This is a genomic window from Proteus sp. HMSC14B05, from assembly GCF_001808035.1.
Taxonomy (GTDB): domain Bacteria; phylum Pseudomonadota; class Gammaproteobacteria; order Enterobacterales; family Enterobacteriaceae; genus Proteus; species Proteus mirabilis.
This window is the reverse complement of the sequence record NZ_KV791997.1, coordinates 174,573-189,392: the sequence shown is the minus strand read 5'-3', so window position 1 is coordinate 189,392 and position 14,820 is coordinate 174,573. Positions and strand designations below refer to the sequence as shown.

The following is a 14,820-nucleotide window of genomic DNA, read 5'->3' as shown; positions in this document are numbered from 1 at the left end:
GCGCTGTTTTACTAATAGAATAACCCAATTGCGACCACTAGCCGGTATTACGCATACCCGCAGCAATACCTGCGATAGTCACCATCAACGCTTGTTCAATACGTGGATCAGACTCGCTATGAGTACGAGAGCGTTGCAATAGCTCTGCCTGTAAGACGTTAAGTGGATCAGTATAAACATTACGCAATGCGATAGATTCAGCAACCCACGGTAAGTCCGCCATTAAATGCTCATCTTTGGAAATCGCTAATACACTCTTAATATCATCAGAGAGTTGTTGACGTAATTTCGCCCCTAATGGCCATAAATTTTCTTCGACTAAACGCTGATCGTAATACTCCGCAAGCCATAGATCCGCTTTTGCATACACCATCTCTAGCATAGCAATACGAGTATTAAAGAAAGGCCAATTCTCACACATATCATCCAATACGGCTTGTTTTCCGTTATCTATCTCATGCTGTAAAGCAGCACCGGCTCCTAACCATGCGGGTAACATTAAACGGTTCTGAGTCCAAGCGAAGATCCACGGAATAGCACGCAATGTTTCAACGCCTCCTGTTGGACGGCGTTTAGCAGGTCGAGAGCCTAATGGTAATTTACCTAATTCACCTTCTGGCGTCGCTGCTCGGAAATAAGGCACAAAATCTTTTTCGCCTCTGACATAGCCACGATACATCTCGCAAGATACATCAGATAAAGCATCCATAACCTCAATCCAAGCTGTTTTTGGCTCTGGAGGAGGTAATAAATTAGCTTCTAAAATCGCACCAGCATAGTGAGCCAGACTACTGATAGTCACTTGCGGTAAGCCAAATTTAAAGCGGATCATCTCCCCTTGCTCTGTCACCCGCAACCCACCTTTTAAACTACCCGGTGGTTGTGATAATAATGCAGCATGTGCCGGCGCACCTCCACGGCCGATAGTACCCCCACGGCCATGAAATAGCGTTAATGTCACGCCAGATTTCTCACATAACTTAATTAAAGCATCCTGTGCTCGATATTGCGCCCACGATGCCGCCATCACACCCGCATCTTTCGCTGAGTCAGAATAACCAATCATTACCATCTGTTTGTTATCAATTAAATCGCGATACCACGGAATATCAAACAGACGGGTCATCACACTTTCTGCGTTATTTAAGTCTTCTAACGTTTCAAATAATGGTGCTACAGGTAAACGAATATCTGCCCCTGCTTCTTTTAGTAATAGTTTAACGGCTAATACATCCGAAGGGACTTTCGCCATGGAAATCACATAAGAAGCAATAGAATCTTTTGGTGACTCAGCAATCACCCGACAGGTTTCAAATACCTCTTTAGTTGCTTCACTCGGTTGCCAATGAGTAGGGATCAATGGACGTTTAGAGTTAAGTTCTGTCAGTAAAAACGTCTGTTTTTGCTCTTCAGACCAACTAGCATAATCACCAAGCTCTAAATATTGCGTTAATTCAGACAACGCTTCGGTATGATTAGTGCTTTCTTGGCGAATATCGAGTCGCACCAGTTGTAATCCAAAACAACGGATACGGCGCAAAGTATCTAATAACTGTCCATTGGCAATAATGCGCATACCACACTGATGCAGTGATTGGTAACAAGCATATAAAGGTTCCCAAAGTGCTGAGTTATCAATCAGTAAGCCTTCAGGAGGTAATGATTGCTGACCTTTGATACGTTGTTCCAAATAATCACGAGTCACTTGTAAGCGAGTGCGTAATTGTTTGGCTATTTCACGATAAGGCTCGGCAACATCGGCACCGCCCGCTAATTCACGTAATTCTGGGGTGCTTTCTGTCATAGACAGCTCAGAAACGAGCACCTGAATATCATTTAAAAATAGATCAGCGGCTTTCCAGCGACTAAGTAATAATGCATGACGGGTAATTTCAGCGGTAACATTTGGGTTACCATCACGATCTCCCCCCATCCATGAAGTAAAGCGAATAGGAGAAGCTTCTACCGGTAAATTGTAGTCAATAGACTCTTCTAACTGTTCATTAAATTCACGTAAGAAAGCAGGCACACCTTCCCATAAGCTATTTTCGACCACCGCAAAGCCCCATTTCGCTTCATCAATAGGGGTTGGGCGAATTTTTCTGATCTCATCGGTATGCCACGATTGCGCAACCAATTGGCGTAAACGGCGCATAATATTGGTACGTTCATAATCGGCAAGATCATCATGATCAAGCTGAGATAAGCAAGTATTGACTTCCACTAGCTTATGAATAAGCGTACGGCGAGCAATTTCCGTTGGATGAGCCGTTAAGACTAATTCAATCGAAATTTGTTCAACGGCTTGTTTGAGTTGCTGATTAGTAAAGTTTTTATCTTTCAGCCGTTCAATTAATTTAGCCAATGCCACAGGATTACTTGCCGCTTCACCATGAGGAGAAATGCTATGGTATTGCTCTGCCACATTAGTCAGGTTTAAGAATTGGTTGAATGCTCTAGCAACAGGTAATAACTCATCATTAGAGAGATTTTGTAAGGTTAATAGTAGCTTTTGTCGCTGAACTTCATTACCTGCTCGTGATGACTTAGATAACTTTCGGATAGATTCCACTTTATCTAAAATTTCTTCACCGAGTGCCTCTTTTATCGTGTCGCCGAGTAGTTTGCCAAGCATGCTGACATTACTACGCATAGCAGAATATTGTTGATTCATAAGACTCCTGACCTTGGCTTTGTGTCGGTAACAACATACTTTTTACTAAGAAAAAGTCATGTCCTTCCAGTTGTGTAATTAATTTTCATTTTTTATGTGACTTTATTGTGATTTTTGTGATAAGCCACACTGCTTTTTACTTATAGCCTACTATTCATATCAGAAAATAAGCGTTTTGGGGGAATTTTCTGAAATTTAATTACGGCTTTAGTGTTATAAGAATGGCTAATATCGACGTTGTTTTTGCTCAATATTAACCATAATAAGGACATTTTTTTGTTTCTTATCGTCTAAGAAGGGTTTTTTACTAGAAAGGGTGAAATAAGTAAAAATTTATCTGGCGAAAAATTTAGATGAATTTTTTTAATATTGATAAATTGTCTGGTATTTTTTCTCCAATTTCACCCTATCGATACCCCTTAAATAGAAAAGGCGCTGACTATGCAGCGCCTTGTGTTAACAAATAGCACATTCACTTTTTCAATGAATCAATCTTTTTTTCTACGTTTTCTTTAAGATCAGATGCACCATGTTTTAAATCGTGGGCAACTTCAGATAATTTTTCTTCTGTCCGATGCTTCACCTCCGTCGCTTTATCTTTTAGCTGATCAACATGTTTTTCAATTTTTGACATTAATCGCTCCTTTGTGACTAGAGATGATTTAAGTATAGCCAAGGTTAAAAATAACGACGTGCTGTAGCTCTCATTTTATCACCCTTGATTGGCTTTATTTGCTCGCTTACTTCGTTTAGAGATCTTCTCTAAATAGCCCATCACAAAAGCGGAAAAAACAAAAGTCAGATGTAGCACCACATACCATAATAACTTGTTATCGGGGATATTTTTTAAGTCCATAAACACCCCTAACAAATGAATAGAAGAGATAGCAACAATAGAAGCAGCAACTTTATTTTTCAGCGATTCTGCATCCATGTTACCTAACCAAGAGAGTTTATCCTTCGCGCCTTCGATTTCCATATTGGTAATAAAATTCTCATAACCTGAGAAAATAACCATTATCAATAACCCCCCCACTAATGCCAAATCAATTAGCGATAATAAACGTAAAACTAAATCAGCTTCAGATAAGGCAAATATATTGGGTAAGATCTCGTACATTGACTGAAAAAACTTAATCGTTAATGCCAGCAATCCAAGAGATAAGCCAATATAGACAGGTGCAAATAACCAACGAGAGCGATACATCCATTTTTCAACAATTCTATTCATATTTCCTCTCTATCTACACAATTAATCATCATCTTTTTCAGTATAGAAGAGAAAAAAATACACAGAAAACTATCAGCAATAAAAAAATCACTGATAGTTTTGATTAAAAAGAAAATAGTCTTTTACAATAGTTGAGAAAGGCGATTGAGATCAGACTGAATAGCCCCCGCAGTCACATCACGTCCAGCACCAGGACCTCTAATGACTAATGGGTTGTCACGATACCAACGGCTTTCAATAGCAAATAGGTTATCCCCCGGTAATAGTGATGCCAGAGGATGATCTTTTCTCACCGCTTCAACCCCAACCTTCGCTTTGCCGTTAGCATCAAACCGCGCAATATAACGCAGTACCATATCCATCTCATTGGCAGCCGCTAAACGTTGTGCCATTTGTTCATTAATCACACTGCTATTTTCAAAGAAGGCTTCTAATGATCCACTTTGCGCTTGAGCAGGAACCAGCGATTCAACACGGACTTGCTCAGGTTCAATATCATAGCCAGCTTCACGGGCTAAAATAATCAATTTGCGCATCACATCTTGTCCTGATAAGTCGATACGCGGATCAGGCTCGGTTAGGCCTTGTTGCCATGCTTGTTCTACCAAATCACTAAAAGGTACGCTGCCATCAAATTGTAAAAATAGCCATGATAATGTGCCGGAGAAAATACCACTGATAGATAAAATCGTATCACCGCTTTCACGTAGATCACGCACCGTATGATTAATAGGTAATCCCGCACCAACTGTCGCATTATATAACCAGTGGCGTCCTGTTTTAGAAAAAGCATCACGAGTTGCGCGATAGCGTAAACTTGATGCCGAGCCAGCGATTTTATTTGCACTAATCACATGAAAACCATAGCTGGCAAAATCTTCATAACAGGCGGCAAGCTCTTCATTAGCGGTAATATCGACCACCACTAAATCATCAAAAGGATGCGATCTCATCCATAAATGAAGCGACTCTTCACTATGCACTGTTGCTTCATCATCAAAAAAGGCCAGTGCGCGACTAGGATCAATACCTTGGTGATCTAGTAGGCTGCGACGGCTATCTACCACCCCCGCCAGAATAAATTCAAAATCACTACGTGCTGATAATGGCTCCTGTTCACGAGCAAACAGCTCTAACCAACGTGAGCCAATATTCCCTTTACCAAACAACACTAAACCAATCTGTTTTTCTGCCCTGAATAATGTTTGATGTAAACCTTGCAATAATGAAGCCGTATAGTTACGTAATACCGCAACTAAACTGATGTTATCTTCCGCGTGCCAAATAAACTCTACCGGTTGATCTTTAAGTTGTTGGTAGAAACGGTGGCAATGGAGTGGATTTTTACATACCCCAGCGCCAACTAAAGCAACAAGAGAAAAGCCCTCTCGCAGATGTAATTTACCCGGTAAGGCTGCATCTTGCAGAACATCTAACGCACTATTAGCGACTTCACTGGTGTAACACAACTGTAGCAACTGACTATCTCTATCAATACCGGTTGCCAGTGGACGAATTTGTACCCGCTGAAGTAATGCATCCACTTCTTTAGCGATTTGTTCAAAATTTTGATGTGCGGCTAATTGAAGCTCGATTAAACAAACATCATCATGGCTAGTGACAATTTTTGCCCCTGTACCTGATGCTAATACCCGTTCAATTCGAGTTGAACCCTGCTCTGGTTGGTAACTGCAACGTAATTGTAAATCGATATTGCTCCCTGAGACGGGTTGTAGTGTGCGTGTATGCAAAACAGGTGCTGCTAATCTTGCCAGCTCGCTCGCCTCATCTAAACGCAATAACGGTAGCAAACAGGCATCTTTCACTTTTCGGGGATCGGCACTATAAACCCCTGCAACATCGCTCCAAATGGTCACTTTACCCACATCCGCTAAGGCACCTACTTGGGTCGCTGAGTAGTCACTACCATTACGGCCTAATAGCACCGTCTCACCCTGTTGATTACGACTAATAAAACCCGTTACCACAAAGCGACATTGAGGATATTTAGCCAACAGTGATTGTAACAAAGGACGCGATAAGGCTTCATTAACTTGAGGCTGTGCGGCGCGCTCTGCACATAAAAATTCTCGCGCATCTAACCACACACTAGGTAAACCCTGCTCCGTTAATAAGCTTGCCATTAATCTCGCTGACCAAATTTCACCATGACCAACGACTTCAGCATAAGTTGCATCCGTTATCGGCTTATCAAGTAAGTAACTTAGTCTTTCTAAATCAGCAATAAAGGCCTGTGAAAGAGCTTGTGCATGCTCTTTTGATAGTAGTCCTTCAATCAAGGATAGCTGATAACGACGTAATTCTTGCTGAGCTTGATGGGCAGAAATACGATCACTTTGACTCAGTTTTAACCAGTTAATCAGCTGATTTGTTGTCGAGCCTGCTGCAGAAACCACCATTAAATCATTAGGTTGGCTATAATTTGTCATGATATTCACGACTCGCTGATAACATTTTATGTCTGCAAGACTGCTACCACCGAATTTATGTAACTGACGGCAAGTTGGTTGCGCCTGTTGTTTAATCGCCACTACGCTCATGATCCATGGTTACCTTTTCGTTGCTGCATTAAACGCATTTTGTAAATCGTTGATGAGATCCAGACTATCCTCAATCCCCACGGAAATGCGCAATAAAGCGTTACTGATCCCAGCGGTTTTTCTCGCTTCTTCAGACATTCCTGCGTGTGTCATGGTCGCCGGATGACAAATTAATGTTTCTACACCACCTAAAGACTCTGCCAGTGTAAAGAGTGTTAAATGAGATAAAAAGGATTTAATTGCCTCAATACCCCCTTTTAACTCAAAACTTAACATCGCACCAAAACCTTGTTGCTGTTTTTTCGCTATCACGTGACCGACATGATGTTCTAGTGCTGGATAATAAATTTTATCCACTAAGGGTTGTGTTTGTAGATAATCCACCAATGCTTGAGTATTTTCTTGTTGTAATCGAATTCGTGGTACTAAGGTTCTGATCCCTCGTAATAACAAATAACTATCAAACGCCCCAGCAGTAACACCAATATTATTTGCCCACCAGCTTAAATCCTCAAGCTGTTTCCTACACTGACTAATCACAACACCCGCGACAAGATCAGAATGCCCATTAAGATACTTAGTGCAAGAATGCACCACTAAATCAGCCCCTAAAGCCAATGGCTTTTGCAATACCGGGCTCATAAAGGTGTTATCCGCCACCACCAACGCCCCAACTTGGTGAGCTAATTGGCTTATTTTCTCAATATCAGTGATGCGCAATAGTGGATTACTGGGTGTTTCAATAAATACTATTTTTGGTGCTAATGCCAACGCCTGTTGTAACGCTTGCTCATCGTTTTGATCAACAAATACCACACGATAAGCACCACGTTGCTGCTGACTATTAAACAGACGATAACTGCCCCCATAACAATCATGGGGCGCCACAATGACATCACCCGGTTTTAAAAAAGTCGTACAAATTAAATGAATTGCTGACATCCCACTGCTAGTAACAACTGCTCCCACCCCACCTTCAAGCTCTGCTAATGCATTTTGCACCATATCGCGCGAGGGATTGCCCCGACGAGAGTAATCATGTTCACGAGGTTGATTAAATGCTAAGAAATTATAGGTGCTAGAAAGATAGATTGGCGGTACAACACAGCCATATTGCTTATCTTCATTAAGCCCATTGTGAATGGCAATGGTTGCGGTTTTCTTCGTCATACAGACACCTTGTTACAGCGCTAAGTGGAAAAGTCGCTTACAGCATATCCAATTAGACACCAAGACGTCAATACATCTAGACATCTAAACTCCTTTACGGATAGACCAACAAATGGAATAATATAAATATTAAGGATATCGCCAGGTAACTATTGCTTTTTCTCACACCTTTAGCCAGTAACAGTCGGTGGTTTTAGAAAAGTCATGATAAACTGGCATGGCTCGTCAGAATAGGGCATCAACCCTAAACTGGCTTCAACTAAATGATATTAATTAAGGTAATCCATGGCTGAATGGAACGGTGAATATATCAGCCCTTACGCTGAGCATGGTAAAAAAAGCGAACAAGTCAAAAAAATTACAGTTTCAATTCCATTGAAAGTGCTAAAAATTTTGACAGATGAGCGCACTCGTCGTCAGGTCAATAACCTAAAACATGCCACCAATAGTGAATTATTGTGTGAAGCATTTTTACACGCATTTACCGGACAGCCTCTCCCCAATGATGAAGACTTACGCAAAGAGCGTAACGATGAAATCCCTGAAGAGGCAAAAGAAATAATGCGCCAGCGGGGTGTTGATCCCGAGACTTGGGAATATTGATCAGAAATTATTTTTGATAGCAAAAATATAACCAGAAGCCCAAAGCCAACACTTTGGGCTTCAATTTATGCATTACTCTAGACGAGAGATACGCGAACTCGCTTCATCCAGATGATTGCGTAACGCGTTAAGGCAGGGAGAAAAATTGTCAGAAAGAGCATGACAATGAGTAAGCAAAGTATAAAACTGCTCTGCAAGTGCTAAACTCTCCCGCCAAATTTCACGGCTGATCCCATCAAGTAATGTCGCCGGTCGCAGTGTGTTGACTATTTCTCCTCCTACTTTAGGCGCAAATCCCATTGGTAGAATATCGTAAGCAGGCGCAAGCGCATATGGTCGGCCATGGAGACTGATAAACGATAAATTGCCATGGTGCATGTCAGTATTTCCAATCAACATACCAAATGCCCAACGTCGCATTGTACTTACCGAGGCATCAGGCTGAACCTGTTTTTGCTCAATTAACGCATCAACTAACACAGGCCATGGCTCTCTTGCTCGCCCGACAAACTGTGCATCTAATGCTTGTAAAGAAAAAAGTCCGACACGACCTAGAGCACCTACACGGTCAAAACGCGGTATTTCAAGAAAACGTTGCCCTTCAAAATCAAAAATTTCTGTTTCAACGCCTAGCACCTTTAAGGCAAGATGCTCAGCTTGCAGGAGATCACGCCAACGCTCGCTGATAGCATTATTGTCAGAAGCCGTAAATTTAACGATGACATGGCCTCTATCGGTATAGGTACAAAATTTGGGTTGTTCGCCACCTGCGGATGAGCCAGGATCTTCCCCTGAACTAACCGCTCGAGCTAATGTTGGGTAAGTTGTTGAACGAGCAACCACAGCAGGTATCGGCATCGCCAAAAAATGTTTTTTTGCCTGTTCCCCTATTAACAAATTTCCCACTGCATCATGACCGTGAGCAATTAAAGCTCTGATAATATCTGTGTCAGACCAACTGTCTGGATTATGTGGTAAACCCAACTCAGCGGAATAAGTCGCAGCATAAGCACGTCCAAGATACCCTTGTGGACGCATATCAAATAACCACCACGGCAATCCTTCGCTATACCGATTGACATTATCAACCTGCTCCATAACAAAACCGGCTGGATAAACTGGTGTCAATTTACCCAACAATTTAATTTTACCTTCTTCATTTATGCGATAAATGGGTACAGAGTTGAAGCCACGCGAACCATCACGTAAAGCATATTGAATAGAACGACCCGAGCCAATTTGAACAATATCATTAGACAACATTTTTAATGCCCTCGACAGGGTTGGCTGACTAATATTCATAATATTAGCTAGTTGCCTTGCTGGCTCAGGTCCATTACGTAGTATTTTTCGTATGACTTCTGCTCGTTGTGTCATGATATTAGCTACTTATAAATAGGTTAATGAATAGATAAATGAATAGGATTATGAATAGATAATTTATCAGCTCTGATCTGTCTTGTCACTATTAAAAGCGCGAACATTGGCGACGATATTACATAAAAAATGCATACAAAAGGGCGCTATCGCTTTGAGGTATATTCGATATGTTATTTTATCATTGGGAGGTCATGCTAGGTGATGAATAGAGATAGGGAAAGCTTACTATCAATAAAAAAATCAAGCGGTTAAAGTATGATACAAAGTGACCATAATTTAGACGATAAAGAATAACAAAAAGCCCAAAGCAAATACTTTGGGCTTTCTTCAATTCCGTTTTCCCTACACGTTTTCAGTGTTACCTGAAAAGTTGTGGTAACAAATATCTTATTTGCTGCCTGGGATTTTGAAACGTTTGTTGAACAGATCAACACGACCACCGGTTGCAACATCACGTTGTTTACCAGTATAGAATGGGTGGCATTTATCACAAACGTCCAGATTCAGGTTGTGGCCTGCTGTGGAGTTGATTTTCATAACGTTACCGCAAGAACAAGTTGCAGTAATTTCTTCGTATTTAGGATGAATATCTTTTTTCATGGAAAACCTCTGCTAAGGCCGTGTCGCTATTCAGCCCTCAGCCGAACACCACACGTCGTGTTGATTGAATTAAATTGTTTGGTATTTTATCTACCAAAGGGGGCGGATCATACAGAATATCCGCCAAACGCGCAATGAAATCTGCACACTTTTTGTGATATTCTTAATACTATCTTTTCGCTAAAACACTCGGAAACCCTGATATGACTATAGTTCAGGTAATATTACCTGTACCACTGTTTTCTTCCTTTGACTACCTGCTTCCAGAAGGTTGTGCCATGCCAACAATAGGTTGTCGCGTGGTCGTTCCCTTTGGCAAACAGCGTCGCTCTATCGGTATTGTTAAAGGTTTTAGTTCACACAGTGAGTTTCCCATTGAAAAACTGAAACCTATTGAAGAAGTACTTGATACAGAGACTCTGTTTCCGGGGATCTTATGGGATATGCTTAATTGGGCAAGTGCTTATTATCATTATCCTTTAGGTGAAGTTCTCTTTCATGCGATGCCAATTCTACTACGACAAGGGAAACCGGCTGAATTTACGCCCTTATGGCAATGGTATGCCACTCAAGAGGGAGAAGCGCTTGATCTTAACAGTCTAAAAAGCGCTAAAAAGCAACAACAAGCTTTGGCGGCACTACGCCGTGCCCCTTTGTATCGCCACCAGTTAGATGAATATGAAATTACAACAGCGACACTAAATAACTTAAAAAAGAAAGCATTAGCGGATTTACGTCCTATTCAACCCGCCCCTATACAGTGGCAAAGCACTTTTGCCGTACAGGGTGAACGATTTAAACTTAATGCTGAACAGGCGGTTGCTGTTGGTGCTATCACGGCACAAGCAGACCAATTTTCGCCTTGGTTATTATTGGGGATCACAGGCTCTGGTAAAACAGAAGTGTATCTCAGTGTACTTGAAACTATTCTCGCTCAAGGTAAACAAGCATTGATCTTAGTCCCTGAAATAGGTTTGACCCCACAAACCATTCGCCGTTTTAAAGCACGTTTTAATGCCCCCGTCGATGTTCTTCACTCCGGACTCAACGATACGGAACGCCTTGCGGTATGGCTACGAGCGAAACGGGGAGATAATGCCATTATTATCGGTACGCGCTCAGCATTGCTCACCCCTTTTCAGCAATTAGGGATTATTATTATTGATGAGGAGCATGATGGCTCTTATAAGCAACAAGATGGCTGGCGTTACCATGCACGAGATTTAGCGGTCTTTCGCGCCAAGCAAGAAAATATTCCTATCGTGATGGGCACTGCCACCCCATCGATTGAAACCAGCTATAACGTTGCACAAAAAAAATATCAACAACTGACGTTAACGCAACGGGCGGGAAATGCTAAACCTGCCACAGAGCATTTAATCGACCTAAAAGGGCAACCGCTCACAACCGGACTCTCTCCAACACTCATTAAAGCCATAAAAGAGCATCTTAATGCCGGTAACCAAGTGATGTTGTTTTTAAATCGCCGTGGCTTTGCGCCTGCGTTACTCTGCCATGAGTGTGGTTGGATTGCCGAATGCCCTCGCTGTGATCACTATTATACCTTACATCAAAAACACGGCATGCTACGTTGCCACCAGTGTGATAGCCAACGTCGTATTCCATCACAATGCCCTCAATGTGGTTCAACTAATTTAATGCCAGTAGGATTGGGCACAGAACAACTTGAACAAGGCATTGGCGAGTTATTTCCTAATACCCCGATCACCCGTATTGATAAAGATACCACCAGTCGTAAAGGAGCATTAGAGCAACAACTAGAAGACATCTATCAAGGTGGATCACGTATTCTAATTGGCACACAGATGTTGGCTAAAGGTCACCACTTCCCAGACGTTACGCTGGTGGCGCTCCTTGATGTTGATGGTGCTTTATTTTCTAGTGACTTTCGTGCTGCTGAACGTTTTGCTCAGCTTTATACTCAAGTATCAGGTCGTGCAGGAAGAGCCGGGAAACAAGGTGCCGTCTATTTACAAACTCACCAACCCGATCACCCGCTATTATTAACGCTGTTAGAAAAAGGCTATGATGCTTTTACTAAAGAGGCGTTACAAGAGCGACAAGCAACCTTTTTACCCCCTTATTCCAGCCATATTATGATCCGCTCTGAAGATCATAATAACCAAAAAGCCCCCCAGTTTTTACGCCAGCTTAAACAGTTCTTCGAGCAACACCCGATGAGGGATAGTCATTTATGGGTGATGGGCCCCATTCCGGCTATTCAGGCAAAACGAGGGGGAAATTTCCGTTGGCAACTATTATTGCAACATCCTTCAAGGGGTTATTTACAAAAGTTAATGTCTGTTACTTATCCTCAGATAGTGGCGCTTCCTGAGAGTAAAAAAGTGAAATGGAATATTGATGTTGATCCAACTGATTGCTAAGCCTACTGATATTTAGCGCGCTTATAATTCAAAACTATTTATCAATTTTGCGAACTACCTCATAAAAACGATTGGTATCACACTTTTTATGCAAACTAGGTAACAGTATCTATTCAAAAAGTGGGTAAAATAACAATTTAGAATATTTCTTGAATTAAAAAACCGTCGCATCTTTGTATTTTGGACAACGACGGTTTTTTTGCAACAAAAAAGCAATCGTTTAACCAAACCATCAGTACGGAGGTATGGGGTTTGCAACAGAATAATAAAGAGAGCGCACAAGCAACAATGAAAGATGTTGCTTTTGCTGCTGGCGTGTCAACAGCCACGGTGTCACGCACATTAATGAATCCAGAAAAAGTATCCTCACAAACCCGTCAAAAAGTTGAGCAAGCTGTTCTTGACGTGGGTTATTACCCACATAATTTGTCAAAAAACCTGAAACGTAACGAGTCAAAAACGATCCTCGTGATCGTCCCTAACATCAGTGATCCCTTTTTTACAGATGTTGTATGTGGCATTGAAGAAACCGCAGCTCAACACGGCTATCTTGTGTTAATTGGTGACTGCAAACACCAACAAAAACATGAAAATGCCTTTATTAATTTAATTATTACTAAGCAGATTGACGGCATGTTACTGCTTGGCTCTCATATCCCTTTTGATGTTTCTAAAGAAGAGCAAAAAAATCTTCCTCCTATGATCATGGCAAATGAATTTGCGCCAGAGCTTGAATTGCCAACCGTTCATATTGATAATTTGACTGCTTCTTTTAGAGCCACCCACTATCTACAACAGATGGGACATAAGCGTATTGCCTGTATTACTGGCCCTGAAGATATGCCACTATGTCGTTATCGCTTACAAGGTTATATTCAAGCTATGCGTAGAACCGGTGTCCCTCTACGCGAAGATTATATTATTAGAGGTGATTTTACCCACGAAAGCGGTGCAGAAAGTCTGAAAAAGTTAATTTCGTTACCTGAACCACCGACAGCGGTATTTTGTCATAGCGATATTATGGCGATTGGTGTGATGTGGCAGGCTAAAAAACTTGGCTTACAATTACCTGACGATCTCTCTGTGATTGGCTTCGATAACCTTGATATTACGCGCTATAGCGAGCCTGCATTAACCACCATGGAACAGCCACGTTACCAAATTGGTCGTCAATCCATGTTGTTACTGCTTGATCAGTTACAAGGTAGACCTGTTGCACCCGGCTCTCGCCTATTAGATTGTGAGTTAATAGTAAGAGAAAGTGTCTGTCGGCTTAAAAGCTAGGCAAAAGACACTATGTTAAGTAACATATCGGTTGTGATACCTATTCATTTAATTATCAGCGAATCGAACTGTGGCACAACGAGACTATGTGGGACGAGGACAGTCATCTGCTCGTCGTAAAAAGACAACGAAAGGCAAAGGTAAAAAGGCGGCCAGTGGGTTGCCTTTAACCACACTTATTGTAGCAATTGCGCTTGTGGCGCTATTTGTTGGCGGCCTCTATTTTATTACCCATAATAAAAAAGAGGTTGTCGAACCAACGTCATCAAGTGCAGGGCAACAACCAACTAACAACTTACCACCTAAACCGCAAGAGCGTTGGCAATATATCAAAGAGCTCGAGAATCGACAGGTGGGGAACCCATTACAGCCACCAGCGACCTCTTCAGGGAGCCAGATTAATCCGAAAGCGACACTTTCACCGGAGCAATTACGTTTTTTACAACAAATTGAAGCGGATAAACGTCAACCGGCGGTAGAGTTACCAGAAGTGCCTTATAACGGTGAAGTACCACGTTCACAGGTTGTCATTACCCCACCGACAACCACCGCACCTTCGGTACAACCCTCGCAACCTTCAGCACCGGTAAAACAGGAGCCTGCACCTGCGATAACAACACCAAAACCTGCGACGACTGAAGCGCGCTTTTTAGTCCAATGCGGTTCATTTAAAACCAATGAACAAGCTGAATCTGTACGCGCAACCTTGGCATTTTCCGGTATCGAAAGCCGTGTGACCAAAGGAAATGACGGTTGGATCCGCGTTTTATCTGGCCCATTTAATAAAGAGCAAGCCAATACGCTAAGCCGTCAAGCTGCAGGCGCAGGTGTATCAGGTTGTATTCTTCGTACTACGGGGGGTTGAAAAATAAAATTTCTCCCCCACCTATAAATCTAATTCACATAATGGGC

The 14,820-nt window shown here is 41.9% G+C and carries 11 protein-coding genes; 4 read left to right on the top strand and 7 right to left on the bottom strand.

Annotation, left to right across the window (positions count from 1 at the left end; genetic code table 11):
• Positions 1–37: 37 nt before the first annotated feature.
• From ppc to metB, 5 genes are all read right to left on the bottom strand, one after another.
• Positions 38–2,674 (bottom strand): phosphoenolpyruvate carboxylase, encoded by a 2,637-nt coding sequence (ppc, locus tag HMPREF3129_RS13745; RefSeq protein WP_004246402.1) that lies wholly within the window; start codon positions 2,672–2,674, stop codon positions 38–40.
• A gap of 472 nt (positions 2,675–3,146) precedes the next feature.
• On the bottom strand, positions 3,147–3,308 hold the full coding sequence (locus HMPREF3129_RS18555) for a hypothetical protein (protein WP_004246404.1): 162 nt from the start codon (positions 3,306–3,308) through the stop codon (positions 3,147–3,149).
• A 78-nt stretch (positions 3,309–3,386) separates the two neighbouring features.
• Positions 3,387–3,905, bottom strand: a complete 519-nt coding sequence (locus HMPREF3129_RS13740) for a TIGR00645 family protein (RefSeq protein ID WP_004246405.1) — start codon at positions 3,903–3,905, stop codon at positions 3,387–3,389.
• A gap of 122 nt (positions 3,906–4,027) precedes the next feature.
• Positions 4,028–6,466 (bottom strand): bifunctional aspartate kinase/homoserine dehydrogenase II, encoded by a 2,439-nt coding sequence (locus HMPREF3129_RS13735; protein WP_004249705.1) that lies wholly within the window; start codon positions 6,464–6,466, stop codon positions 4,028–4,030.
• Between the two features lie 9 nt (positions 6,467–6,475).
• Complete coding sequence (gene metB / locus HMPREF3129_RS13730; RefSeq protein ID WP_004249895.1) at positions 6,476–7,636, bottom strand: cystathionine gamma-synthase; 1,161 nt, start codon at positions 7,634–7,636, stop codon at positions 6,476–6,478.
• 285 nt (positions 7,637–7,921) lie between these two features.
• Between metB and metJ the strand changes: the two genes are divergently transcribed.
• Positions 7,922–8,239: a met regulon transcriptional regulator MetJ gene (gene metJ / locus HMPREF3129_RS13725; RefSeq protein WP_004246409.1), complete on the top strand. Its 318-nt coding sequence runs from the start codon at positions 7,922–7,924 to the stop codon at positions 8,237–8,239.
• A 72-nt stretch (positions 8,240–8,311) separates the two neighbouring features.
• Here metJ and yjjJ read toward each other — a convergent pair whose 3' ends face one another.
• Together yjjJ and rpmE are read right to left on the bottom strand one after the other, a co-directional pair.
• The gene (gene yjjJ / locus HMPREF3129_RS13720) at positions 8,312–9,616 is read right to left on the bottom strand and encodes a type II toxin-antitoxin system HipA family toxin YjjJ (RefSeq protein ID WP_004246410.1); all 1,305 of its coding nucleotides are present in this window, start codon (positions 9,614–9,616) and stop codon (positions 8,312–8,314) included.
• A gap of 390 nt (positions 9,617–10,006) precedes the next feature.
• Positions 10,007–10,219, bottom strand: coding sequence for a 50S ribosomal protein L31 (gene rpmE / locus HMPREF3129_RS13715; RefSeq protein ID WP_004246411.1), 213 nt, complete (start codon positions 10,217–10,219; stop codon positions 10,007–10,009).
• A gap of 203 nt (positions 10,220–10,422) precedes the next feature.
• Here rpmE and priA point away from each other — a divergent pair, with 203 nt between their 5' ends.
• The 3 genes from priA (at position 10,423) to ftsN (ending at position 14,773) form a co-directional block, all read left to right on the top strand.
• The gene (gene priA / locus HMPREF3129_RS13710; RefSeq protein ID WP_004249709.1) at positions 10,423–12,624 is read left to right on the top strand and encodes a primosomal protein N'; all 2,202 of its coding nucleotides are present in this window, start codon (positions 10,423–10,425) and stop codon (positions 12,622–12,624) included.
• Between the two features lie 252 nt (positions 12,625–12,876).
• Positions 12,877–13,908, top strand: a complete 1,032-nt coding sequence (cytR, locus tag HMPREF3129_RS13705) for a DNA-binding transcriptional regulator CytR (protein WP_004249710.1) — start codon at positions 12,877–12,879, stop codon at positions 13,906–13,908.
• Positions 13,909–13,978: 70 nt separating this feature from the next.
• Entirely contained in the window at positions 13,979–14,773 is a 795-nt protein-coding gene (gene ftsN, locus HMPREF3129_RS13700) for a cell division protein FtsN (RefSeq protein ID WP_036919543.1), read from the top strand.
• Positions 14,774–14,820 lie beyond the last annotated feature (47 nt).